Consider the following 21,771-nt stretch of genomic DNA (forward strand, 5'->3'; position numbering starts at 1 on the left):
CGGTGGCGAGTCGCTGGAAGCCCGTCCGCGCGCCCGGCCCGGACGACCTCACCGACAGTGCCGACGCCCCGCCCGCGCCCAGCGCGCCGAGCGGCGGTACCCCTGCGTACACGTTCCCCCTCTGTTCACCGATGTCCGGCGGGTCGGGTCGAGTCGAGTCCGGTCTGATCCGTGCCGGTTCGTGCCATGCCGGTTCGTGCCGGTCCGGTCCGTGCCGGGTCCTGGGCGGGCCCGGGGTTCAGGTGGCGCGCCACTGCTCCTCCCGGCGCCCGAGCATGTCCCAGAGCGAACGGAGGTAGACGGCGTGCTGGAACATGTCGTAGGCCAGCTCGACGCCGAGGGTCCCCGCGAGGAGCTGGGACCGCCACCCGGCGCCGCGCGCGGTGACCACCTTCTCGGCGACGAAGACCAGCCCGACCGCGATCCAGAACGGGGTGAATTCGGGCCGCCCCCGGGCGAACATCCAGACGGTGAAGACCAGATAGAGGGCGAGACAGACGACGGACAGGCCCATCAGGCCCTGCCGGACGATGTAGGGGGCCGTGACCCTGGTCCAGCCGTAGTCGCGCAGATTCTCCAGCGCGCCGCGCTGCCAGCGCAGCCGCTGGTGCCAGAGGGCGGGCAGCGAGGTCATGACCTCGGTGACCACGGCGCAGCCGGGCGGGGACACGGTGCGGTAGCCGAGGGTCCGCACGGCCTTGGTGATCTCGTCGTCCTCGGTGAGGGAGGCGAGGGAGTAGTACGAGGAGCCGCCGCCGATCCGGCCGGCGCGCCGGGCGTTCCTGATCTCCCGGAGGGTGGCGACACGGAACAGGGTGGCGGTGCCGGTGAGGACGTCGGCGCGGTAGCCCCGGCGGGCGATCTCCCGTGCGTAGCGGTGGAACTCGATGCGCTGGAGGGCCCCGAGGAGACCGCCGCCGCGTTCCCCGTAGAAGATGCCGCCGACGGCGCCGACGGTGCGGTCCATCGCCTCGATGGCGCTGGAGAGGAAGGAGGGGGAGAGAACGGTGTCGGCGTCCTGCACCAGGATCAGATCGGTGGCGCCGAGTGCGGGGAGGATCCGCTCCAGGGCCTGGTTGAGGGCGCCCGCCTTCTTGTGGGTGTTGTCCCGTGACTCCAGCACGGTCGCGCCGTTCGCTTCGGCGACCCGCCCGGTCGCGTCGGAGCAGTTGTCGGCCATCACGACGATGCGGTGAGGCGGGCGCTCCTGACGGTGCAGCGCGGCGACGGCCGCGGCGATGCGCTCCGCCTCGTTGTGGGCGGGTATCAGCGCCACGATCTGCGGCGGCGGCCCGGCCTCACGGAGCCGCCGCGCGCGCCGTAGCACGGCCTTGAAGGCCGACTTGTCCATACCGGTTGCTCCTGGGGGCTGTTCGCTGATGACCGTACGGGGGTGTGGCCGACGAGAGGGTGTGCCGGCCGGAGTGCGGGAGGGGCGGGGCGGGGGTGCCGCGGCGCCCCCGCCCCGCCCCCGCCGGGGTCAGGCCCGGGGCTGGACGACGACGGTGTCCTGGCCGGTGGCGAAGACCGGCTCGCCGAGCTGGATGCCCACCTGCACCTGGCCCTCGGCCGATGCCGCGACCTCCAGCGCGGGGTACAGGGCGACCCAGGCGTCCTTGCCCGGCCCGCTCGGTTCGAGGTCGAGGGGTACGGCGGGGCAGGTCAGGGTGCGGCGGTCGGCCGACAGCACCCCGGTGGCGACGATCTCCCTGGTCTCGTCCGCCCACCGGGTGAACGCCACCCGGTCCTCCAGGAAGCTCAGCCCCGCCGGCGCGGTGAAGACCACCCGTACCGTACCGATGGTGCGCTGTCCGGTGTTGCGGACGACGAACGGCGGGTACAGCCAGCGTTCCTGCCCCGCGGTGGCGGTGAGCGTGGTGGTCTTGACGGTGGCGTGCAGTCCGGTGTCGACGGTCCTGGGCGCCTGGTAGCGATAGTAGACGCTGCCGAGCTGGAAGGCGTCCTCCAGCTTGTCGGGGTCCCAGCGCAGCCGGCTCGGGGAGCCGTCCGGGTCGGCGGACTGCGGCCAGACGAGGAAGCGGTAGTAGCCCGGCCTGTCGCCGAGCTGCCGCAGGTCGATGGGGGGCAGGAGCAGCTTGTTCGCGATACCGCTGCCGCTGTGCCCGGTCACCTTCTGCACCTGGGGCTTGGGGGTGTAGTGCGAGGGGGTGCCGTCCTCGTGGACGAGCTGGTAGTAGACATGGTCACTGTTGTTGCTGGGGACACTTGCCGTGTCCTGCCGCAGATTGACCAGGTCGATGATGAACTTGTCGCCGGGGATCCGGCCGTTGTCGGCCACATGGCCGAAGCCCGCCTGGCTGTTGCCGCCGGCCACCGCCCAGGCGTTGTCCCAGGGCAGCCGGGAGAAGGGACGGCCGGTCAGCTCGGGGTCGGTCCGCTGCCAGGCGCCGTTGAGGACCTCGATCTCGGGCTCGGCGGTCCGTACGTCCCCGTTGTCCAGGGTGACCTCGACCTTGATCCGGTACTTCCTGCCATAGGCGGGCCGGGCGTCGGCGTCGACATTCAGATCGCCGCGCAGGGTGAAGGTGATCAGGTCCGCGTCGTCGAGGAAGGTCAGATCGATGACCTCGTACTCCTGGCTGATGCCGCCCTGTCCGCGCCGGAACTCGATGGCGGTCACATCCACGGTGCCGTTGCCCGTATAGGAGTATCCGACGCGCTTGATCTTCACCCCCATAGGGACCCGGATCCGCCCGTCGTAGCGGAACTCGCTGTCCCAGGTGGCGATGCGGTTGGCGTACCCCAGGGTCCGGATGCCGGTCCCCTCCGGATCGGGTACCGGGCTCTCCCCGGGCGCTGCAGCAGTGCTCATGCGTGATGTCTCCGCTTCTCGCTGATTACGTCGGGCACTGAGCTGACGTGCAGAAATCGCGCTCCGGCCGGTCCGTGGGGGACACGGGCACGGCCGGGCTCATCAGGTCGGGCGAAGTGGGGGAAGGCGCGGCGGTGGCAAAGTCAAACCGACGCATGATCACCCGTCAATCGGGCCTCCGGGCAGTCAATATGATTCCGGCCAGTGACGGGACAAGTGCGGAGAGAGACCGTCCGCTTCGCGATTCCCATGCTGGCGGCAAGTGCCCGCCGCCCCTTTCGGACGGCCGGTGGTCCGGGCGGTTCCGGAGTGTCGGGTGTGCCGAACCATCTCCGGCCGGTTCTCACGGTGCCGCGAAGGGGCCGCTGCTAGGGTCTTCGCCCCGGCGCCTTCCCCGACGGTGTCCGTTCCGCCCGCCGCCGTATCACCCGCCCCCGTATCACCTGACCTCGTATCACCTGACCCCCCGGGAAAATCCGGTGCCTCCCGGGCGGATTCCCTCTAGGGTCCGGCCATGCCTTTCACCATCACCACACTGGCCGAGCGGCCCGGACTCCTCGCGTCGAAGCGGGCGATGCCGGACACCTGGCCCGCCTTCATGGCCGAGGACCTCGTCGGCTGGGCCTGCTTCGCGCGGATCCCGACGGAGCTGCCCGAGCATGTCCTGGTCGCCACGGACGACAGGGATCCGGACACCGTGATCGCCTACGCGATCAGCGCGCCGTTCCGGCTGGCGGCGGAGGGCCGCGGGGAACTCCCCGACCTGGGCTGGGACCAGGTCCTGCTGTGGGCCTTCGAGGACCAGCGCTCCGGAGCGGAGCCGGACACGGTCAGCGCGCTGGAGATCGCGGTCTCCCGGGACCGGCAGGGTGAGGGGCTCTCCGGGGTGATGCTCTCCGCGCTGCGGGAGAACACCCGCCGGCTCGGCATAGGCGGCCTGGTCGCCCCGGTGCGCCCCACGGCCCGGCATCTGGACCCGACGGGTTCCATGGAGGAGTACGCCTTCCGTACCCGTCCCGACGGACTGCCCAGCGACCCCTGGCTGCGGGTCCATGCCCGGATGGGCGGGGTCATCGTCAAGGTCGCCCCCGCCGCCATGACGATCACCGGCACCACGGCCCAGTGGCGGGCGTGGACCGGGCTGCCCTTCGACACGGCGGGCCAGGTCGTGGTGGAGGGCGCGCTGACACCGGTGCACTGCGAGCCGGAGCGGGGGTACGCGGTGTATGTCGAGCCCAATGTCTGGGTCCGGCACACCGTGTGAGCCGGCGGGCGCGGCCTGCGGGCCCGCAGGCCCGCTGCCTTACGGGCTCACGGGCCTGCCGGCTTGCGGTAGCGGGCGACGACCATGGCGGACCCCTCGGTGAGGTCGCCCAGCTCCCAGTCGCCGTACCGGCCCGCCGGCCGCAGCCCCGCCGCCGTGGCGTACGCGTCCAGCTCGTCCTGTGCCGTCAGCCGTCCCAGCTCGGAGCCGATGCGGACCCGCCCGTTCTCGAACCAGAGATGGGAGCAGTGCCACAGATCGTTGTCCAGCAGGGTGGAGTGGGTCTGGAGGCCGGTGTCGGGCTCCGGGTAGGGGACGAAGTACGTGGCACGGCTGCGGCCTTCGTGCAGAGCGAGGACGGCGGGCTTGTTGGGCACCTCGATCACCAGCTCACCGCCCGGGACGAGGGAGGCCGCGGCCCCCGCCACCACAGCCCGCTGCTCCCCCGGGTCGGTGATCATGCAGAGGGTGGCACAGACGATGTAGACCAGCCCGAAGCCCTCCTCGCCCCGCCATCGACGGATGTCCGCGTGGACGGGGGTGACCAGGGCGGATTCCGGGTCGGCGCGCAGTGCGTCGAGCATCTGGGGGGAGGAGTCGACGCCGGTCACCGGGCCGACGCGGGTGGTGAGCGGGATGGCGATCCGGCCGCTGCCGACACCGAGTTCACAGGTGCCGGCGGAGGGGTCGGGATGCCAGGAGGCGAGCCGTTCGGCGGTACGCGCCGCCGAGCCGTCCTTGGGGAAGATCCGGTCGTACCAGCTCTCGAACTGGGCTCCGTACCCGATGTCAGTGACGGTCATGGGAGCCTCCGGGGCGGCTGGATCGGCTGGGCCTGCTGGGGCGGCTGGGTCGACCGGGTCGATGTACGGGGCCGGTGGCCCGGGCGGCGGCCCCCGTGGGGTCCATCGGGATGTAGGGCGAGATGAACAGCCACTCGGCTTCCTCACTGGTGTCGTATCCGGCGGTACGGGCATAGGCGAACTGGAAGCCCTTGACCCGGTCGCCGGTGGTGCCGCCCCCGGCCTCGTGGATCCGGCGGCGCAGAAAGCCGACCAGCAGGCGGTAGGAGGGCAGCCGCTCGGCGGCGGGGAACCCCTGGGCGATGACCCGGACGATGTCGGACCCCACATCGAAGACGGCTTTGCCGACCCGGCGGTCGGGGAACCAGACCATGTGCCGCAGGGTTCGTTCCGGGACCAGGGACAGGGCCGTCCACGGTGATGTCTCGCCCTGCTCGGAGAGGGTCCGGTAGCAGAACTCGGAGTCGTGCACGGACGGGTTGGGGGCGAAGAAGCGCCAGTTGGGGATGAGGGCCAGGGGATCCTTCTCCCGGATCCGGCCGAACAGGTCACCGGGGTGCTGGGCGGCGACGGTCACGGTGAGCGCGGCGGCCGCGGCGATGCGCCAGCCCGCGCCGGGGCCCCGGACGGCATCCCGGAGGACGGCCATCGGGGAGCGTACGGGGACAGGGACGGCGGTCATCGGCGGATCTCCTCCCGTGGCGCGGGCACTTCGGCCGCCGCGAAGGCGGCGATCCGGCGGGCGATCTCCAGGGCGTGGCCCGCGTGGGTGAGCATGTCGCTGTGGTCGGCCCCTTCCAGGACGACGGTGTCGCCGCCCCCGGTGTGGGCACGGGCCAGCTCCCGGTGGAGGAGCAGTTGCGCGGGGTCGTTGTCCACGGTGCGCTGGGCGGAGATCACCAGCGCCCGGCCGGGTACGGGTGGCAACTCCCCGCTGTGGTCGCGGAACTCCCGCTCGGTGGCGGCCCACTCACGGCGGGCCGCCCACCACAGTCGGCCGTCCGCGTACTGGGCGCGGGCCCGGCGGCGGGTCCGGCGGGGCAGGTCCCCGAGCCATTCGGGGCGGGCCATCAGGATCCCGCCGCCCAGCCGGAGGAACCAGGCCATCTGGGAGAGGGACTCGCCCATGGCCGCGGCGGTCCGGGACTGCTGCGCCGAGCGCAGCAGTTCGGCCGGGTGGGAGGAGTCGAGATAGACCACGCCCAGCAGCCGGTCGGCCAGCAGGGGGGCGGCCCGGCGGGCGATCTCCCCGCCCAGGGAGTGGCCGGCCAGGACCACCGGACGGCCGTCCGGCACCTGTGCGCGGATCAGGTCGGCCAGGTCGGCGACGGACTCCTGGAGGGTGTAGGCGCCGCCGGCCCGGCGGTGCGAGCCGTTGTATCCGGCGCGGGCGTAGCTGAGGACGCCCAGGTCGGTGGTGTCCGCCAGTCGGTCGGTGATCCAGGCGAAGTGTTCGGGGGTGGCGCACATCCCGGTCTCGAAGACCACCACCGGCCGGCCGGGGGCGCCCTCGGCGTGCCGCTCGTACTGGAGGAGGTTGCCGGAGCCCGCGATGGTCGTACGGACGCCCGGGGCGCCGTCGGCGGTGGTGAGCCGGGTCCGCAGGACGGCGACGGACGCGATGGCCGCGGCGGCGGTCAGGGCGGCGGCGGTGAGCGGCAGGACGCGGTCGTCGCGGTGGGCTCCGACGGGGTGGCTCCGGGGGGCGGCGGTGTAGGCGACGAGGGGGTGCATGGAGGTGAAGGCGGTGAAGAACCGGCCCAGTCCCATCAGATGGGCGTTGGCCCCGTGGAAGAGGACGGCGGCGGCGATGGCGGGGCGGGCGAGGCGGCCACCGAAGGCGTAGAGCAGGGGGAAGCCGCACTCCAGCGCCAGGACGGCATGGGTCAGCAGCCGGGATGCCTGGGGGTGGCGCTGGGTCCAGGCCCACATACCGGGGTGGCCGTAGGTGCGGGTCCGCATCACACCGGGCAGGGCGGAGCCGTCGCGCCACCGCGGGCCGAGGAGTTTGACCCAGCCGGAGACGGCGTACGAGAGGTTGGCCTGGGTGGCGACGTACCAGATGAGGGCGTCCTTGGCGGCGTCCGTGCGGACGAGCCGGGCGGCGCCGGTGGCGCCCTGGACGACGGCCGACACCTGGTCGGAGCCGTCGCCGCCGAAGATATGGCGGGGCTGGAGAAGGGTGCCGCTGACGGCGAGGGCGAGCTGGGCGGCACCGCGCCAGCGGCCCCGGCCGGGGGCGAGGAGCGCGACCGCGACGGCGGCGCGGCCGGTGTGCACGACGGTGGTGGTGCGGGGCCCGGAGACGGCTTCCAGGACCCGGGCGAGGAGGGGGTGGGTACCGCGCCGTACATCGCGCAGCACGGTCCAGTCGTTGAGTCCGCCGCTCTCGGTCTGGCGGCGCTGGGCCAGATATTCGAGCGAGGAGTTGAGGGTGGTCAGCGCGCCCATCCGCTCGGAGAGGCCGAGGGCGCGGTCGCGGGTCGGGCCGGTGGGGCTCAGCACGGCCCGGGAGAGCCGGCGCAGGGCGTGCGCGGGTCGTCGCATGGTGCGATTGCCCCCTGACGGGTGGTGGGACGGCGGTGGATACGGGCCACGTGTGCGGGGCGGTACGGGCGGGGCGGTACGGGATCCCGGGCGCGCGCCGCGCGGCGCGCGCCCGGGATGTCATCGCCTGGCCGGTCCGTCACATCGGCGGGACCGACCGGCCCGGTTATCTGGCGGCGTGGGCGACGACGATCGTGAGGAGGATGACCGGGGTGGTCAGGGCGAGGACCGGTGCCTGGTCCGCGTTGATCCGGCCGGTGTCCGTCTCGGAGAGTCTCGCTTCGGCCTGTTCGGCGATTTCGCGCATGATGGCGTCTCCTTGGTCGAGTCGGGGAGCGGTCGGCGGCGGTGACCGGAGGGCCGCCGACCCGGTGAGGGCAGTACGGGTGTTACGGGCGGTACGGGTGGCACATGGGGTCCGTACCTCGGGGGGCACGGGCCGCGCCGCCGACGAACGGCGCCGGTCACACGATGGATGGAAGCAGCTCCGGACGGCTGTCTCCAGAGCACGTGTCACACCGCTCCAGCGGGGGTTCGCGCTCCGATTGCCTGACAGGCGCCACATCCCGGGTATGACAGGCGTCAGGGCGACCGACGCCGGGTCCGGCGCGGCGGGGCCATGGATCGGCGCGGGAGCGGGGCCGTGGGACCCCGTCCGGGATCGACATATGTGATGGACGTCACTCACCTCGGGCGTGAATGCGCCATCGACGGGCCCGGCCAAGGGGCGGCATGGGCGGCGGGCGGTCACCGGGCCGGGTGGTGCCGGGGCGGCCCACCGGTACGGGTGACACGGATGACGGTTGGCGTGAACGCGGTGCGGGCCCGGTCCGTGCCGCCCTTACGACGCGGTGGGGCAGGCGCGGACGGACAACCGCGTGCCATGGCACACCCCCTCCGGCGAGAGAGGCCGATCCATGACCATCAGAGTCCTGCTGGCCGATGACGAGAGACTGGTCCTCGAAGCGCTGTCGGCGCTGCTGGCGACCGACGAGGATCTCGACATCGTGGCCGAGGCCACCACCGGCGGCACGGCGGCACGGCTGGCGCGGAGGCTCGTCCCCGATGTGTGCGCCCTGGATCTGAATCTGCCGGGCAAGGACGGCGCCATCGGCGTCATCCGTGAACTCCAGCGGGCCCGGCCCTCCGTGCGGTACGTGGTGATCGCCTCCCTCACCGCCCCCGGGCCACTGCGGGCGGCCCTGCTCGCGGGGGCCCATGGATGTGTCTCGAAGACCTCGTCCGCGCGGGAGCTGGCCACCGGCATCAGGATGGTCCACCGAGGCACCCGGTACATCGACCCGGTCCTGGCGGCGGAGGCCCTCTCGGCGGCGGAGTCCCCCCTGACCCGCCGGGAGGCGGACATCCTCTCCCTGGCGGCGGACGGTGCCCCGATCCATGAGGTGGCCCAGCGCGCGGTCCTGAAACCGGGGACCGCCCGCAACTATCTGTCGAGCATCACCACCAAGCTCAAGGTGGCCAACCGCCATGAGGCCGCCCATGTCGCCCGCCGGCACGGCTGGATCTGAGCCCGCGCCCCGCGCCCCGGGCCGCTTCCGGCCGGGCACACGGCTACCTCGGCGGCGGAGCACCCCCGGGGTCCTCCGCCGGGAACCGGCGGCGGTAGCGCACCTGGAGAAGGACGGCGTACAGCACGGCGAACGCGATCCAGGCCGTGTACAGGCCGGGGAGGCCGAGGCCCGCGTGCACCCCGAGCAGCCAGCCGCACGGGAGGAGGAGCACATAGTCGGAGGTGATGGACGCGACCATCACCGACCGGGTGTCCCCCGCGGCCCGCAGGAGCGAGCCCCGGGACATCGCGAGCACCATGGGCGCCATGCTCAGCAGGGCCAGGGGCAGGGTCTCCCAGGCCCGTTCGGCGACCGCCGGATCATCGGTGACCAGGGCGATCAGCGGCCGGCCGAGGGCCAGGGCGGCCACCGCGGGCAGGGCGAACATCAGCAGCATCAGCCTGGTGCCCGCCTGCCCCCAGGCGCGGGCACGGGCGGGGCGGCCGCCGCCGAGTTCCTGTCCGGCCAGGACCGTCACGGCGGAGGCCCCGGAGACGAGGACGGTGAAGACCACCAGCAGCAGGTTGTCCACGATCCGGTAGGCCGCCAGGTCATGGGTGCCCATCCGCGCGGCGAAACCGGCCAGCACGGCCTCGTTGAGGTAGCCGAGACCCAGGGTGCTCATCTCCGGCCAGCCCACGCGCCACAGACCGCGGGTGACCTCACGTGAGCCGTCGGCCGCTCCCTCCGGACGCCGGAGCAGGCGGGTACGGCTGTACAGCAGCAGATAGCCGGTCCCGGCGGCGGTGGCGGCGAGGGTCGCGACGGCGGCGCCGGTGACACCGAGTCCGGTCCGGAAGATCAGCAGCAGGCCGAGGGGCAGATTGACCGCGTTGACCAGCAGGGCGTTGTACATCGAGACCCGGGTGGCGCCGATTCCGGCGCAGGCGCCCTGGAGGGTGAAGGAGACCGCCGCGACGGGCACGGCGAAGGCGAGCACCCGCAGATAGTCGGTACCGGGCCCGATCACGTCCGCCGGGGCCCCGAGCAGGGTCAGGACGGGGGTGGCCGTGACATACAGCAGCGCCCCGACGAGGAGTCCGGCGGCGACCGCGATGACCGTGCCGACCCGGACCACCCGGGCGACCTCGTCGGGCCGTCCCGCACCGTGGCGCTGGGCGACCTGCACCTGCACGGCGGTCGCCCAGCCGCGTACGACGATGAGGGCCACCAGATATACGGGGGCGGCGAGCGCGAACGCGCTCAGCGCTTGGGTGGACAGCCGGGAGAGCATCACCGTGTCCACGAGGTTCACGGTGATCTGGGTCAGGCCGGCGATCAGCAGCGGGTACGCCAGGGTCCACACCCCGCGCGCGGACGGCGGTACGGGGGGTGCGGGGGCTCCTCCCCGGCCACCGCCCCGGGCACCTCCCCGGCCGCCGCCCCCGGGGTGCTTCCCGGAGCCGGTGTCCGGGGAGCGGACGGGTCCGGCGCCGGCCGGGTCGGCCGGGTCGGGGGCGGGGCGGCCGGGGTCGGAGCGGTCGTTCACAGCGCGGCCTGGGCGGCTTCCAGGAGTTCGATGTCGCGGTCGAGCAGGATCAGGGTGTCCACGCGGGAGTCCTTCCACGCGAGGATCCTGTCGACGATCGCGGGAAGGGGCCCGACGAGCGCCGCCTCGTCCAGCAGCGAGTCGGGGACGGCCGCGACGGCGTCCTTCCGGTGGCCGTCGGCGAAGAGCGCCCGGATCGTCTGGGCCTGGCCCTCGTACCCCATCTGGCAGGCGACATCGAAGTAGGTGTTGCGGGCCCCGGGGCCGACCGCTCCGATGAGATGGCCGAAGAGCGGGCGCAGCGCGTCGCGGCCCTCCTCGACGGTGTCGGTACGGGCGACGTACAGGATCGGGCAGATCCTGAGGTCGCCGGGTGCGCGCCCGGCCCGGGCGAGCCCTTCGTCCAGCGGCCGGGTGAGGGCGGCCTCGTGCTCGGGCGCGTACAGTCCCGCGAGCCAGCCGTCCGCGATCTCGCCGGTCAGCGCCACACTGCGGGGGCCGATCGCACCCAGATAGACGGGGATGTCGGTGCGCAGCGGGGTCATCTCCGACCGCACCGGCCGGGCCTGTCCGCTGGATCCCGGCCCCCGGTACGGGAGTTGGTACAGCTCACCGTCGTACGCGACGCGCTCCTCGCGGGCGATGGCCTTGCGCACGATGTCGACGTACTCACGGGTCCGGCGCATGGGCTTGTCGTACGGCCTGCCGTGCCAGCCCTCCACGATCCAGGGGACGGAGAGGCCCAGCCCGAGCCGGAAGCGGCCCCCGGAGAGCATGTCCAGGGTCATCGCGGTCATCGCGGTGGCGGCGGGGGTGCGCGCCGGGATCTGCATGATGGCGGTGCCGAGTTCGATCCGCCGGGTTCTGGCGGCCAGATAGCCGAGCACGCTGACGGCGTCGGGGCCGTACTCCTCCACGCTCCACACCGAGTCGACACCGATCTGTTCGGCACGCTCGACGATCGGCAGGACCTGCTCGATGGGTTCTCCGCCGTAACCCAGGGCCAGCCCGAGACGCATCGCGGTGGCTCCTTTCTCGCGTGGTGATGGATGGTCGACGAGGGGCTCGACGAGGGGCGAGCAGCCCTCGGGGAGGGGACGTGTCAGGAGGGGAAGGTGGCGTCGGGAGGGGAAAGCACTGTCAGGAGAAGGGCAGGGGTGCCAGCTCCAGACCGTCCTCCCGGAGCGGGCCCGGCACCCAGCCGCGGGCGACCGGCTCCTCGTACAGCCGGCGCCCGCCGAGGAAGGGGAAGGCCGCCGGGGCGTTGCAGCTGAGGCCGGGGACCAGGACCCGGACGACATACAGGCCGGCGTCCCGCACCTCCGGTGTCGTGAGATCGACGGTGAGGGCCCGCAGGCCCTGTGCGCCGAGTTCCCGCAGACCGCCCGCGAGCCCGGGGACGGGAGCGGTGGCGGTGGCCGGTCCCGGGGGCCGGGCGGGGGCGGGGGCGCGCAGCCGGTCGAGCCGGGCGCCCTGGGTGCGTGGGTCGAGATGGAACTGGACATGCAGCCGCACATCGTTGACATCGCGCAGGTCCGGGCGGAAGTCCTGCCGGTAGGCCCGGTCGTCCCGGTGGGGGCGGTACGGGCGGTGGCCGATGTGTCCGGCGCGCACGGCGCTCCAGAAGTCGCCGTCGTGGTCGAGGAGTTCGAGCCCGGTCTCATGCATGCCGACCGCCTCGGTGAGCGCCTTGGCCGCCGCCTCCTCCGCCGTGGCGCGGCAGGCGCTGCCGAAGGCGACCAGCCGCCGCTCCGGGTCCTCGATGAACGCGCCGACGACGGTCACCGCGAAGGTCGAGGGGATCCGCAGGAAGGTCACCCGGAGCCCTGCGGCCCCGGCCTCGCCGACGGCCCGTGCCACGGCTCCGCCCGCTCCGGGGAGAAGCTCGGCCGCCCGCGCGCCGCTCAGCCACCACAGGGTGACCGCGTCCCGCTCGAAGACCTCCTCCAGGGCGGCGCGGTACGCCTGCTCAAGGCCGGTCGCGGCGGCGGTGCCCGCCAGGATCGGATAGTTGGTGGGCGGCTCGCCGGAGTGCGCACCCCGGAAGTAGTTCACATAGACCAATGACGCCGGTACGAGCAGCCGCTCCCCGTCGGAGAGGTCGGTGGCCGGCACCCAGGCGATCTCCAGATCGGGGTCCGGCGCGACGAAGGGGAAGCCCCGGTGGGCGTACTGGGCGGGTGAGTAGAGGGCGAAGTCGCGGGGGTCGACCGCGGGCCGGCCGGTACGCCTCAGCCGCCGGTACGGAGCGGTGGTCAGGGTGTCGGGGACGACATTGCCGCAGTACCGCTCGACGGCCTCGCCCACGGCCGCGGCGCGGGCCCGGTCGTGGTCACCGAGCGCGGCACCGCCCGTGACGGTGTCGATCACCCAGGGGGCGAACTCGGGCCGGGGCGACAGATGGGCGCTGTACGAGACACAGCTCGGCACGGTCTCCACGCGGGGCCGGTCGCGGATGACCCGTTCGACCAGGTCTGGCAGCACTGCGCTTCGCGGTCCTCTCCGGGCGGGGTGACAGGGATCCGGATGGGGGGCAGGGATCCGGGCCGGGTGCAGGGGTCCGGGTCGGCCGGCAGGGGCGCGGCGGGGGCGACGCGAGGGCACCCCCGCCGTCCGATCAGCTCTCGCTCTGCTCGTCCTCGTGGTCCTCACGCCACTCGAACGGTGCGTCGACCGCCGGGGTGTGGGACTTCAGACCCTTCTGGGGTTCCTGGGGTTCGGCCCAGCCGTGGTGCGCCATATGCGTCCTCCTCAGTTCGGCACAGGACCCGCGTAACCCACCCGCACATCCCGTGCACTTGCGAGTGACTTGCGGAATCAGATTAGGACGGGGATGGCGGATTCCTCAATGCGTTTCCGGACAGGAACGACGGGAATTCATCCGGCCAGTGAGCAGTCCTCGCACTTCTCCCCCGAGGGAACGCGATAATAGAGGCAGCAACTCCGGCGGCGAAAGGTCAGATCGGGGCCGGTCACCTTCCCGGCGCCGGAGAGCCGGCCGGTGCTCAGCAGTCCTTCGACCACGGCGGTGAGGATCCCGCGGCGGTCGGGCCTGGCCGCCAGGACCGCCCGTGCCGCCTCGACCAGCGCGGATGCCGCGTTCCCGGCCAGCAGCCGGGGCGCGACCCGGACCCGCAGCCCGGCGGCGAGAGCGTCGAGCCGCCGGGTGACCACGACCGTGTACAGCGCCTCCGTCATCGCGGGGACACCCTCCACGTACCAGCCGGTGGGAGAGGCGGGCAGGCGCAGCGCGGGGCCGTCGTCGGCCCGGTGCAGCCCCTCCAGATCGGGGACGATCCCCTGGACGACGGCGCAGGCCAGCACCGGGGACCACAGGCGGGCGGCATGGCCGAGCTGCATGACGGAGGCGCCGACGCGCTGTTCGCGGGTGCCGTAGCGGTCGCAGGTCGCGGCGATCAGATCCGCGCATCCGGCGGTGTACGCCTCCTCGACCGGGTGCCAGCCCTTGTCCGGGCCGCCCCTCTCGATCGTGAAGAACGTACCGAAGGCCGCGGCCTCCTCCAGGGCCTCGGCGACGCGTGGGGCCGGGGCCTGGCGGGGGGATTTCACATCGACTCCCTTTTCTCGGTTCGGTGGTGTCGGTTTCCCGGTTCGGTGGGGTGGGCCGGATGGCGGTTCGTATGGATTCGCTCCGCAGGCTCACGGAATTCAGGGATGCGGGCATGCCGAAGGAACCGCCCGGCCTTTTCCTCGGGGCGGGAAGCGGGGTTCCGCAGGAATGCGAAAGGTCTCCGGATCACCCCTTTCCGAAGGGGTCGCGGGCAGCCAGGGTGATATGCGGAATCCCGGTCCGGGGGTGCGGTACGACATCGGCGTCGACGCGGTAGACCTCGGCGAGCAGCTCGGTGGTGAGGACCTCCGCGGGCGGCCCGCCGGCCACCAGACGGCCGTCCGCCATGACACAGATCCGGTCGCAGAACGCCGCGGCCAGATTGAGGTCGTGGAGTGCGACGACGGCGGTCACCCCCAGCCCCCGGACCAGGCGCAGGGTGTCGAGCTGATGGCGCAGGTCCAGATGGTTGGTCGGCTCGTCCAGCACCATCGTCCCGGCGCACTGGGCGAGGGCACGCGCGATCAGCACCCGCTGCTTCTCACCGCCGGACAGCCGGGCGAAGGGGGCGTGCACCAGGTCGGTGACGCCGAGTTCGGCGAGGGCGCCCATGATGACGCCCCGATCGTCGCCGTCGTCTCCCTCGAAGGCACGCTTGTGGGGGGTGCGGCCCATGGCCACCACCTCGTACACCGAGAGGTCGAAGTCCCCGGCGGACTCCTGCTGGACGGCGGCGAGCCGGCGGGCCAGGCTCTTCCCGGACATGCGCCGGATGTCCTCGCCGTCCAGCAGGACCCGTCCCGAGGTCGGGCGCAGCGCGCGGTAGACCGTGCGCAGCAGGGTCGACTTGCCCGCGCCGTTGGGGCCGACGAGCGCCACCACCTCGCGGGGGGCGACCCGCAGGGACACCCGGTCGACCAGCGCCCGTCCGTCGACGACCACCGACACCTGCTCCGCGGTCAGCTCGGCGGGCGCCGCCGCGGCCCTGGGTACCGGCGTGGCCCTGGCGGTCATGCGGTCCTCCGGCGCATCAGCCACAGGAAGAAGGGGCCGCCGACCAGGGCGGTGAGGATGCCCACGGGAATCTCCTCCGGGCTCATGACGGTACGGGCCGCCAGATCGGCGGCGATGAGGAACGCCGCGCCGAGCAGCGCCGCGGCGGGCAGCGCACGGCGGTGGTCGGAGCCGACCAGCAGCCGCACCACATGCGGCATGATCAGGCCGACGAAGCCGATCTGGCCGCTGACCGCGACCATCGTGCCGATCATGACGGCGACCAGGGCGAAGAGTGCGGCCCGGAAGCGGTGCACATCGAGGCCGAGTGCCATGGCCGCCTCCTCGCCCGCGAGCAGGAGGTTGAGCGGGCGGCAGACGCCGAGGAGGACCACCGTGCCGAGGAGGACGGCGCCGACGGGGATCCACACCACCGTCCAGGTGGTGCCGGCCAGTCCGCCGAGCATCCAGCGCAGTGCCGACTGGGTCTTGTGCGGGTCGCTGGAGGTGACGACGAGGAAGCCGGCGAGGGCGGAGAGCACCTCGGCCGTGGCGACGCCCGCGAGCACCAGCCGTACGGTGGTCATCCGCCCGCCCGACCGGGCCAGGAACCAGACGGCGACCAGGGCGGCGAGCGCGCCGAGGAAGGCGGCGACCGGCAGCGAGAAGATCCCGAACACGGTGACGTTGAAGACGACGACCAGTACCGCGCCGACGGAGGCACCGGACGACACCCCGAGCAGCATGGGGTCGGCGAGGGGGTTGCGCACCAGGGCCTGGAGCGCCATGCCGGAGACGGCCAGGCCCGCGCCCACGACCCCGGAGAGCAGGACCCGGGGGAGCCGGACGTCGATGACGATCGTCTCGCGGACCGGTGTCCAGGTCGGCTCGGCGAGTGCGGGATGCACCTGGTGCAGCAGGATGCCCCAGACCTGGTCGGCGGGGACGGCGATGGATCCGGCCGCGATCCCGGCGGTGACGGCGGCGGCGAGCAGGGCGGCCAGCAGGGCGAGTACGAGCGGGTAGGGGATCCCGGGGCGGCGGACGGTGGCGGGCAGCGGCGGCCGAGGGCTCCCCGGGTTTCCGGGGCGGGCTGTCTCCTTCGCCCGGGGCGCGCCGGTGGCGTCGGTCGCGTCAGCCGCGTCGGTCGCGCCCGTCGCGTCGGCGGCGGTCACCGGAAGCGGTCCGGGTGGAGCTGCCGGGCCAGGGCCTCCACACCGGACGGCACCCGCACCCCGAGCACCGTGGACGACAGCGGCAGCACGGCGAAGCGCTCGTCCTCGATGGCGGGAACGTCCTTCAGCGCCGGGTTCGCGAGGAGTGCTCTCTTCTTGTCCTCGACCGGCTGGTCACCGTAGTCATAGATGACGATCACCTCGGGCGCGCGCTCGGCGACCTGCTCGAACGACACATCGCCGAAGGCCTTGTCGAGGTCGGCGAAGAGGTTCACCCCGCCGGCCCGCTCGATCATCTCGTTGCCGACGCCCGCGCCGCCCGCGGTGAAGGCGGTCTTGTCGCCGCTGTCGTAGACGAAGACCTTCACCGGGGTGGTACCGGCGAGCCGTTCCCCGACCCGGTCCAGGGTGGTGCGGAGCTTCTTGAGCTGCCGCTCCGCGCGCTCCGGCACGCCGAAGATCTTCGCCACATTCCGGATCTCCCGATCCATCGTGGCCATCGTCACCGGTCCGGACGGGCACTCCTCGATGTTCAGATAGGAGTCGATGCCCGCCTTGGCGAGAGCGGCGCGGCCACGCCCCGACTGTCCGTCGAAGGTGTCCGCGAAACCGCCGTAGGCGAAGTCCGGTTCGGCGGCCAGCAGCCCCTCGAACGAGGGGTACTCCTTCGCCAGGACCTCGATCCCGTCGTAAGCCTCCCGGTACTCGGGGAGGATCCTGTCATCGAGATAGGCGGTGCCCACCATCGACTTCTCCAGCCCCAGGGCCAGCATGACCTCGGTCGCATGCTGGTTCAGCGTCACCGAGCGCCGCGGGGGACGCTGATAGGTCGTCTTCACCCCGCAGTTGGTCAGGGTGACCGGGAACCCCTCGGCGGCGGAGTCCGCCGGCGGGGCGCCGTCCCGGGCGGCCGGGGCCGTACCGCCGCAGCCGGATAAGAAGAAGAGGGCCGCGGCCAGGGCCGACAGCAGGGATATCGGGCGCTTGTCCCTCATGTGCGCGGATCCTCTCGCCACAGGATGGTCCTGAACAGTCCGGAAACAGGTCCGGAAACGGGTCCGGGGACCCGCCGGAAACCGGAGGCTCGTCAGAAGGAGTGCGTCAGCTGCCGGGGAGAGGGTGGACAGCCGTGGGCGGGCCCGCCGCCGGGGAACGGCCGGTGCGCCACCCACCCTGGCGGGGTCACGGCACGGCACAGCACGGACCGGCACACCTCGCTGCGGCACACCACGGACCGGCACGCCTCGCTGCGGCACACCACGGACCGGCACGGCACGGACCGGCACGGCGTCGAATCGGCGGACAGCGTCCTTCCGGGCACCACGACAAGCCCTCCTCTCCGGGGAAATCCGCCCCAGTTCCTTCGAGGAGGCGACCGCGTGAGTCTCCTGGCTCTCGGGTCAGTGCTCGTCCCGGCCTTCCCACCCGCGGGGGGCAGTGGTCTGTTCGGGATCCGCTCGCCGATCACAGTGGCGGGACCGCACCGGATTCACACCGGCTTCCTCGTTCCGCCGTCGCCTTTCCGCAGGACAGCATGGCAGAAAACCAACCACGCCATAAGCCTGCGTCGGGACTCACCGGACGGCCCGGCGACACCCTTCGCCCGGCGGGCGCGGACCGTACCCACTTTTTTGTGGGTACTGGGCAAGGGCACCGCACGGGGCGAGACTTGAGGTGCGCGGCAAGGAGCCGCCGGAGCGGACCGGAGCGGTCGGCACCGATCAGCGATACGGAGGTGTATACGGGTCAGGAGGCCGCACGGGCCTCCGTGAGCCGCTCCAGCCGGAGGTAGCCCCAGTCGGCGAGAGGGGCCAGTGCCTCGGCGAGTTCCCGCCCGTGGCCGGTGAGGGAGTAGACCGTCTTCGGGGGCAGCACATCGTGCACCTCCCGGTGCACCAGACCATCCGTCTCCATCTCCCTGAGCTGCTGGGTCAGCACCTTCTCGCTGATACCCGGCATCCGCCGCCGCAACTCCGCCGGGCGGTGCGGGCCGGCCTCCAGCGCCCACAGAAGCCCGGTCTTCCACTTGCCGTCGATCACCGCGATGGCCGCGGTCACCCCGCAGACCTCGGTGTCCTGTGCCCGACCGCGTGTCATAACCCACCCCAATTCACCGGCTCCCAGCAGCCGTCGGCCTTCCCGAGGAAACGAGAATCATGTCTGCGCACCCCGTACCCTCCGACGTTACCGTGCTCGGCCTGGGGCCGATGGGCCGTGCCCTGGCTGGCGCCTTCCTGGACGCCGGCCTGCGGACCACCGTCTGGAACCGGACACCGGGCCGCGACCGGGAACTGGTCGAACGCGGCGCGCTCAGCGCGCCCACGGCGGCGGAGGCCGTCGCCGCGAGCGGGCTGATCGTCGTCTGCGTGGTGAACTACGACGCGGTGGACGCCATCCTGCGGCCCGAGCGGGTCGCCGGCGCGCTCCACGGGCGTACGGTCGTGAATCTGACCGCCGACACCCCGGACCGGGCCCGCGCTCTGGCCGCATGGGCCGGCGAGCACGGCATCCGCTATCTGGACGGCGCGATCATGACGCCGACCACCACGATCGGCACCCCCGACGCGGTCTTCCTCTACTCCGGCCCCGAGGAGCTGCGCCGCGAGCACCGGCCCGTACTGGACACCCTCGGCGGCACCCACACCCACCTCGGCGAGGACATCGGCCGGGCGGCGGCGTACGACATCGCCCTGCTCGACATCTTCTGGACCGCGATGGCGGGGTACGCGCACGCCCTGGCGGTGGCGAAGGCCGAGGGCATCACCGCCCGGGAACTGGCGCCCTTCACCCAGGGCATCGGCGCGATCCTGTCGCCGACCTTCCAGGAACTCGCGGAGGACGTGGACAGCGGCACCTACTCGGGCGAGGAGAACCCGATCACCTCGTCCGCGTCGTCCATGGCCCATATCGTCCACACCTCCGAGGCCCATGGAATCGACGCGGGCGTGATGCGCGCGGCCGAGGGCTGGGCCCGCCGCGCCATCGGCCTGGGGCACGGCGGGGACGGGTTCATCCGGATCGCCGAAGTCCTCGGCCGCCACTGAGCCGAAGGGGCCTATCGCCCCCGCTGGGGCACCAGCGATCCCCGCGTCTTCGTCAGCCGTCGAAGCGATGGGCTCCCCTTCCCCGGTCACCGCTTGGACAACGACCGCAGAAACGCCGACGCCCCCGGTCCGGGGGCGTCGGCGTTTCTGCGGTGCGCGAAGGGTTTCTCAGAGGCGCTTGAACACGCGGGTGGCCGTTATGCCTTTGGCGGCATAGGTGACGGTCATCCCGGTCGGGCTGTAGTCCCTGATCACCTGGCTCTGGTCGCCCCCGATCTTCTGGATCTGGATCAGCTTGTCCCCGTCCCGGACGAACACCGACTTCGCGGTGCGTCCGTCCTCCGTCACCTGGTCGAAGGGCTCGCCGAGAGTGAACGACACCTTCCAGGCCTTGAGCTGAGTCGTGTGGGACAGCTCCCAGGGTCCGTCGCCGGTCGTGAGCTCCTCGGTGGGCACGGCCTTCTCGGCCAGGTTGCGCTGGATCATGCCGACACCCACGGCCTTCAGATACTCGCCGTAGTTGTCACTGCTGGTCATCTCCCACGTGCCCGATTCGATAGCCATGCGGAACCCCTCCTGGTCGTCATGCGATGCGCACCGGCGCGGACCGCGCCGTGTCACCCTCACGTTACCGACCAAGATCACCAACGGGTTCATGATCTTGACCACCCCGCCCCGCCTGCCCGCCCGGCTTCAGTCCGTGGCCGCGTCGTCGGTCAGGGCGAGCAGCCGCTGCCGGACGGCTTCCCGGACCGGTTCCGGCAGGGGGGTGCCGCTGGTGGCCTCGTAGATCCAGAGGCCGTCGACGGCCAGCCGGGCGAGGAACAGGTCGATGTCCCCGGGGTCGGTCGACCGCGCCGGGCCGTCCAGATGCCCCATCAGACCGGCCCAGACCTCGGCCGGCGCCGGCTGGGTCACGGACTCGACCATGAAGGAGAGCGCCGCCCTGCCGGCTCCCCCCTCGGTGCCGACCCGGGCGTAGGCGGCGGTCAGCTCGCGCGGCGACGCCTCCGCGAGCGGCTTTCCGGCGGCGGCCACCAGCCGCGCCTCCCACGCCGCCGTCACATGGCGCTGGACCGCCAGCAGCAGTTCGTCCCGCGTACGGAAGTGGTACATCAGGCCGCCCTTGGTGACACCGGCCTCGGTGGCCGCCGATTCCAGGGTCAGGCCGGTGATGCCCGCCCGCTCGGTCACACGGACCGCGGCGTCCAGGATCAGATTCTTCGAGCTCGGTCGCACAATAGAAACTGTACCATCCAGAAGGTATAGTTACGGTATCGGCGCGCCCGGCCGGGTCGTATCACCGGCCGCGTCCGTCGATCACGGCGACATGGGCGCAAGGGGGTGCCCAGCGGCCGGGCTTCCCACGGAGCCATGCCTTCCGCCGCCGGCTCCAGGCTCAGCCCCTGATCTCTCCGCTCGTCCCCGGCCCCTTTCACCGGGTACGCGATGCGCCGCACCACACCGGCCCGCACCACGCCGACCGCACCACACCGGCCCCGGACGACACCGGGGCCGGAGGCCAGCACCTCTCCCGGCATCACGAAAGGCTGTTCATGACCTCCCCCGCGACCACCACCCCGCATGTCGCCCTCGTCACGGGTGCCAACAAAGGCGTCGGAAATGCCATAGCCCGGCAGCTCGCCGCCCAGGGGATCACCGTCTTCCTCGGCGCCCGCAACGAGGAACGCGGCCGGAAGGCCGCCGCCGAGCTGAGCGCCGAAGGCCATGACGTGCGCTTCGTGCATCTCGATGTCACCGACGGCACCACCGCCGGCCTCGCCGCCCAGCGGATCGAGGAGGAATCCGGCCGGCTCGACATCCTGGTCAACAACGCGGGCATGAGCACCCCCTGGCACACCCCCAGCCAGACCCCCACCGACGACGTACGCCAGAGCTTCGAGACCAATGTCCTCGGCGTCATCACCGTCACCAACGCCATGCTGCCGCTGCTGCGCCGCTCGCAGGCCGCCCGCATCGTCAACATCAGCAGCGTGATCGGCTCACTGACCGCCGCCGCCGAGAACCACGACCCCACCGGCGTCTTCTCCGACGGCGAGTTCCCCAACACCCTCGGCTACCCCGTCTCCAAGGCCGCGCTCAACGCGGTCACCATCATGTACGCCAATGAACTGCGCGCCGAGGGCATCCTCGTGAACGCCGTCTCGCCCAACTGGGTCCCGACCGACGCCACCCACCACACCGGCCTCCTCACCCTCGAACAGGGCGTCGTCCTGCCCGTCCGGATGGCCACCCTCCCCGACGGCGGACCCACCGGCACCTACACCTGCTCCGACGACACCGGAAAGGGCCTCACCCTCCCCTGGTGACCCCAGACCCGCACCCGGTGGTGTCCCTCCCGGGGCACCACCGGACCCGCCGACCCGCGGGGGCGCGGGCGCCGGCCCCGACGCGCCCGGGGCCGGGGCGGGCGCGGAGCAGCCCGACAGCCCACACCAAGAGAAACCAGACGGGGTGAGG

The 21,771-nt window shown here is 72.4% G+C and carries 21 protein-coding genes and 1 riboswitch; of the genes, 4 read left to right on the plus strand and 17 right to left on the minus strand.

The genetic code is table 11. From position 1 onward, the window contains the following. Window positions 1-238: 238 nt before the first annotated feature. Together ABT354_RS22225 and ABT354_RS22230 are read right to left on the minus strand one after the other, a co-directional pair. Window positions 239-1,351 carry a glycosyltransferase family 2 protein gene (locus ABT354_RS22225; protein ID WP_351496430.1) on the minus strand — a complete coding sequence of 371 codons (1,113 nt, stop codon included), beginning with the start codon at window positions 1,349-1,351 and terminating at the stop codon, window positions 239-241. Between the two features lie 129 nt (window positions 1,352-1,480). Next, a complete protein-coding gene (locus ABT354_RS22230; protein ID WP_351496432.1) occupies window positions 1,481-2,833 on the minus strand; it encodes a hypothetical protein in 1,353 nt (450 codons plus the stop codon). Window positions 2,834-3,347: 514 nt separating this feature from the next. Here ABT354_RS22230 and ABT354_RS22235 point away from each other — a divergent pair. Continuing rightward, the gene (locus ABT354_RS22235) at window positions 3,348-4,097 is read left to right on the plus strand and encodes an N-acetyltransferase (RefSeq protein WP_351496434.1); all 750 of its coding nucleotides are present in this window, start codon (window positions 3,348-3,350) and stop codon (window positions 4,095-4,097) included. Between the two features lie 47 nt (window positions 4,098-4,144). On the opposite strand, the gene ABT354_RS22240 is transcribed toward ABT354_RS22235, so the two are convergent. From ABT354_RS22240 to ABT354_RS22255, 4 genes are all read right to left on the minus strand, one after another. After that, on the minus strand, window positions 4,145-4,900 hold the full coding sequence (locus ABT354_RS22240) for a class I SAM-dependent methyltransferase (protein ID WP_351496436.1): 756 nt from the start codon (window positions 4,898-4,900) through the stop codon (window positions 4,145-4,147). Next, complete coding sequence (locus tag ABT354_RS22245) at window positions 4,887-5,582, minus strand: hypothetical protein (RefSeq protein ID WP_351496438.1); 696 nt, start codon at window positions 5,580-5,582, stop codon at window positions 4,887-4,889. The genes ABT354_RS22240 and ABT354_RS22245 overlap by 14 nt, the downstream gene beginning before the upstream one ends. Next, window positions 5,579-7,447 (minus strand): alpha/beta fold hydrolase, encoded by a 1,869-nt coding sequence (locus ABT354_RS22250; RefSeq protein WP_351496440.1) that lies wholly within the window; start codon window positions 7,445-7,447, stop codon window positions 5,579-5,581. Before ABT354_RS22250 ends, ABT354_RS22245 begins: the two co-directional genes overlap by 4 nt. A 166-nt stretch (window positions 7,448-7,613) precedes the next feature. Then, window positions 7,614-7,754, minus strand: a complete 141-nt coding sequence (locus ABT354_RS22255) for a hypothetical protein (protein ID WP_351496442.1) — start codon at window positions 7,752-7,754, stop codon at window positions 7,614-7,616. Between the two features lie 610 nt (window positions 7,755-8,364). Between ABT354_RS22255 and ABT354_RS22260 the strand changes: the two genes are divergently transcribed. Next, window positions 8,365-8,976: a response regulator transcription factor gene (locus ABT354_RS22260; protein ID WP_351496444.1), complete on the plus strand. Its 612-nt coding sequence runs from the start codon at window positions 8,365-8,367 to the stop codon at window positions 8,974-8,976. 43 nt (window positions 8,977-9,019) lie between these two features. Here ABT354_RS22260 and ABT354_RS22265 read toward each other — a convergent pair whose 3' ends face one another. The 9 genes from ABT354_RS22265 to ABT354_RS22305 form a co-directional block, all read right to left on the minus strand. Continuing rightward, complete coding sequence (locus ABT354_RS22265) at window positions 9,020-10,507, minus strand: MATE family efflux transporter (RefSeq protein ID WP_351496446.1); 1,488 nt, start codon at window positions 10,505-10,507, stop codon at window positions 9,020-9,022. Further along, a complete protein-coding gene (locus ABT354_RS22270; protein WP_351496448.1) occupies window positions 10,504-11,526 on the minus strand; it encodes an LLM class F420-dependent oxidoreductase in 1,023 nt (340 codons plus the stop codon). Before ABT354_RS22270 ends, ABT354_RS22265 begins: the two co-directional genes overlap by 4 nt. Before the next feature lie 121 nt (window positions 11,527-11,647). Then, the gene (locus ABT354_RS22275) at window positions 11,648-12,991 is read right to left on the minus strand and encodes a YcaO-like family protein (protein ID WP_351496450.1); all 1,344 of its coding nucleotides are present in this window, start codon (window positions 12,989-12,991) and stop codon (window positions 11,648-11,650) included. Between the two features lie 133 nt (window positions 12,992-13,124). Then, entirely contained in the window at window positions 13,125-13,247 is a 123-nt protein-coding gene (locus ABT354_RS22280) for a hypothetical protein (protein WP_351496452.1), read from the minus strand. A 137-nt stretch (window positions 13,248-13,384) separates the two neighbouring features. Next, the gene (locus ABT354_RS22285) at window positions 13,385-14,077 is read right to left on the minus strand and encodes a (2Fe-2S)-binding protein (RefSeq protein WP_351496454.1); all 693 of its coding nucleotides are present in this window, start codon (window positions 14,075-14,077) and stop codon (window positions 13,385-13,387) included. 187 nt (window positions 14,078-14,264) lie between these two features. Beyond that, on the minus strand, window positions 14,265-15,092 hold the full coding sequence (locus ABT354_RS22290; RefSeq protein ID WP_351496457.1) for an ABC transporter ATP-binding protein: 828 nt from the start codon (window positions 15,090-15,092) through the stop codon (window positions 14,265-14,267). After that, window positions 15,089-16,129: a FecCD family ABC transporter permease gene (locus ABT354_RS22295; RefSeq protein WP_502983476.1), complete on the minus strand. Its 1,041-nt coding sequence runs from the start codon at window positions 16,127-16,129 to the stop codon at window positions 15,089-15,091. Before ABT354_RS22295 ends, ABT354_RS22290 begins: the two co-directional genes overlap by 4 nt. A gap of 113 nt (window positions 16,130-16,242) precedes the next feature. Then, window positions 16,243-17,241, minus strand: coding sequence for an ABC transporter substrate-binding protein (locus tag ABT354_RS22300; protein WP_351496459.1), 999 nt, complete (start codon window positions 17,239-17,241; stop codon window positions 16,243-16,245). 373 nt (window positions 17,242-17,614) lie between these two features. Then, window positions 17,615-17,795: riboswitch (cobalamin riboswitch) on the minus strand. A gap of 197 nt (window positions 17,796-17,992) precedes the next feature. Further along, a complete protein-coding gene (locus ABT354_RS22305; RefSeq protein ID WP_351496461.1) occupies window positions 17,993-18,343 on the minus strand; it encodes a winged helix-turn-helix transcriptional regulator in 351 nt (116 codons plus the stop codon). A 59-nt stretch (window positions 18,344-18,402) separates the two neighbouring features. Between ABT354_RS22305 and ABT354_RS22310 the strand changes: the two genes are divergently transcribed. Next, window positions 18,403-19,290: an NAD(P)-dependent oxidoreductase gene (locus tag ABT354_RS22310; RefSeq protein WP_351496463.1), complete on the plus strand. Its 888-nt coding sequence runs from the start codon at window positions 18,403-18,405 to the stop codon at window positions 19,288-19,290. 168 nt (window positions 19,291-19,458) lie between these two features. Here the strand turns inward: ABT354_RS22310 and ABT354_RS22315 are convergent, their stop codons facing one another. Together ABT354_RS22315 and ABT354_RS22320 are read right to left on the minus strand one after the other, a co-directional pair. After that, window positions 19,459-19,854 carry a lipocalin/fatty-acid binding family protein gene (locus ABT354_RS22315; RefSeq protein WP_351496465.1) on the minus strand — a complete coding sequence of 132 codons (396 nt, stop codon included), beginning with the start codon at window positions 19,852-19,854 and terminating at the stop codon, window positions 19,459-19,461. Window positions 19,855-19,983: 129 nt separating this feature from the next. Beyond that, window positions 19,984-20,529: a TetR/AcrR family transcriptional regulator gene (locus tag ABT354_RS22320; protein WP_351496467.1), complete on the minus strand. Its 546-nt coding sequence runs from the start codon at window positions 20,527-20,529 to the stop codon at window positions 19,984-19,986. A gap of 317 nt (window positions 20,530-20,846) precedes the next feature. Between ABT354_RS22320 and ABT354_RS22325 the strand changes: the two genes are divergently transcribed. Continuing rightward, window positions 20,847-21,620: an SDR family oxidoreductase gene (locus tag ABT354_RS22325; RefSeq protein ID WP_351496469.1), complete on the plus strand. Its 774-nt coding sequence runs from the start codon at window positions 20,847-20,849 to the stop codon at window positions 21,618-21,620. Window positions 21,621-21,771 lie beyond the last annotated feature (151 nt).

The organism is Streptomyces sp. NPDC000594, from assembly GCF_040299965.1.
In the GTDB taxonomy this organism is placed as follows: Bacteria; Actinomycetota; Actinomycetes; order Streptomycetales; family Streptomycetaceae; genus Streptomyces.

What these genes read in the sequence shown, in the direction of transcription:
- ABT354_RS22225 (WP_351496430.1), bottom strand. Translation starts at nt 1,351, where the DNA reads ATGGACAAGTCGGCCTTCAAGGCCGTGCTACGGCGCGCGCGGCGGCTC.
- ABT354_RS22230 (WP_351496432.1), bottom strand. Translation starts at nt 2,833, where the DNA reads ATGAGCACTGCTGCAGCGCCCGGGGAGAGCCCGGTACCCGATCCGGAG.
- ABT354_RS22235 (WP_351496434.1), top strand. Translation starts at nt 3,348, where the DNA reads ATGCCTTTCACCATCACCACACTGGCCGAGCGGCCCGGACTCCTCGCG.
- ABT354_RS22240 (WP_351496436.1), bottom strand. Translation starts at nt 4,900, where the DNA reads ATGACCGTCACTGACATCGGGTACGGAGCCCAGTTCGAGAGCTGGTAC.
- ABT354_RS22245 (WP_351496438.1), bottom strand. Translation starts at nt 5,582, where the DNA reads ATGACCGCCGTCCCTGTCCCCGTACGCTCCCCGATGGCCGTCCTCCGG.
- ABT354_RS22250 (WP_351496440.1), bottom strand. Translation starts at nt 7,447, where the DNA reads ATGCGACGACCCGCGCACGCCCTGCGCCGGCTCTCCCGGGCCGTGCTG.
- ABT354_RS22255 (WP_351496442.1), bottom strand. Translation starts at nt 7,754, where the DNA reads ATGCGCGAAATCGCCGAACAGGCCGAAGCGAGACTCTCCGAGACGGAC.
- ABT354_RS22260 (WP_351496444.1), top strand. Translation starts at nt 8,365, where the DNA reads ATGACCATCAGAGTCCTGCTGGCCGATGACGAGAGACTGGTCCTCGAA.
- ABT354_RS22270 (WP_351496448.1), bottom strand. Translation starts at nt 11,526, where the DNA reads ATGCGTCTCGGGCTGGCCCTGGGTTACGGCGGAGAACCCATCGAGCAG.
- ABT354_RS22280 (WP_351496452.1), bottom strand. Translation starts at nt 13,247, where the DNA reads ATGGCGCACCACGGCTGGGCCGAACCCCAGGAACCCCAGAAGGGTCTG.
- ABT354_RS22290 (WP_351496457.1), bottom strand. Translation starts at nt 15,092, where the DNA reads ATGACCGCCAGGGCCACGCCGGTACCCAGGGCCGCGGCGGCGCCCGCC.
- ABT354_RS22300 (WP_351496459.1), bottom strand. Translation starts at nt 17,241, where the DNA reads ATGAGGGACAAGCGCCCGATATCCCTGCTGTCGGCCCTGGCCGCGGCC.
- ABT354_RS22305 (WP_351496461.1), bottom strand. Translation starts at nt 18,343, where the DNA reads ATGACACGCGGTCGGGCACAGGACACCGAGGTCTGCGGGGTGACCGCG.
- ABT354_RS22310 (WP_351496463.1), top strand. Translation starts at nt 18,403, where the DNA reads ATGTCTGCGCACCCCGTACCCTCCGACGTTACCGTGCTCGGCCTGGGG.
- ABT354_RS22315 (WP_351496465.1), bottom strand. Translation starts at nt 19,854, where the DNA reads ATGGCTATCGAATCGGGCACGTGGGAGATGACCAGCAGTGACAACTAC.
- ABT354_RS22325 (WP_351496469.1), top strand. Translation starts at nt 20,847, where the DNA reads ATGACCTCCCCCGCGACCACCACCCCGCATGTCGCCCTCGTCACGGGT.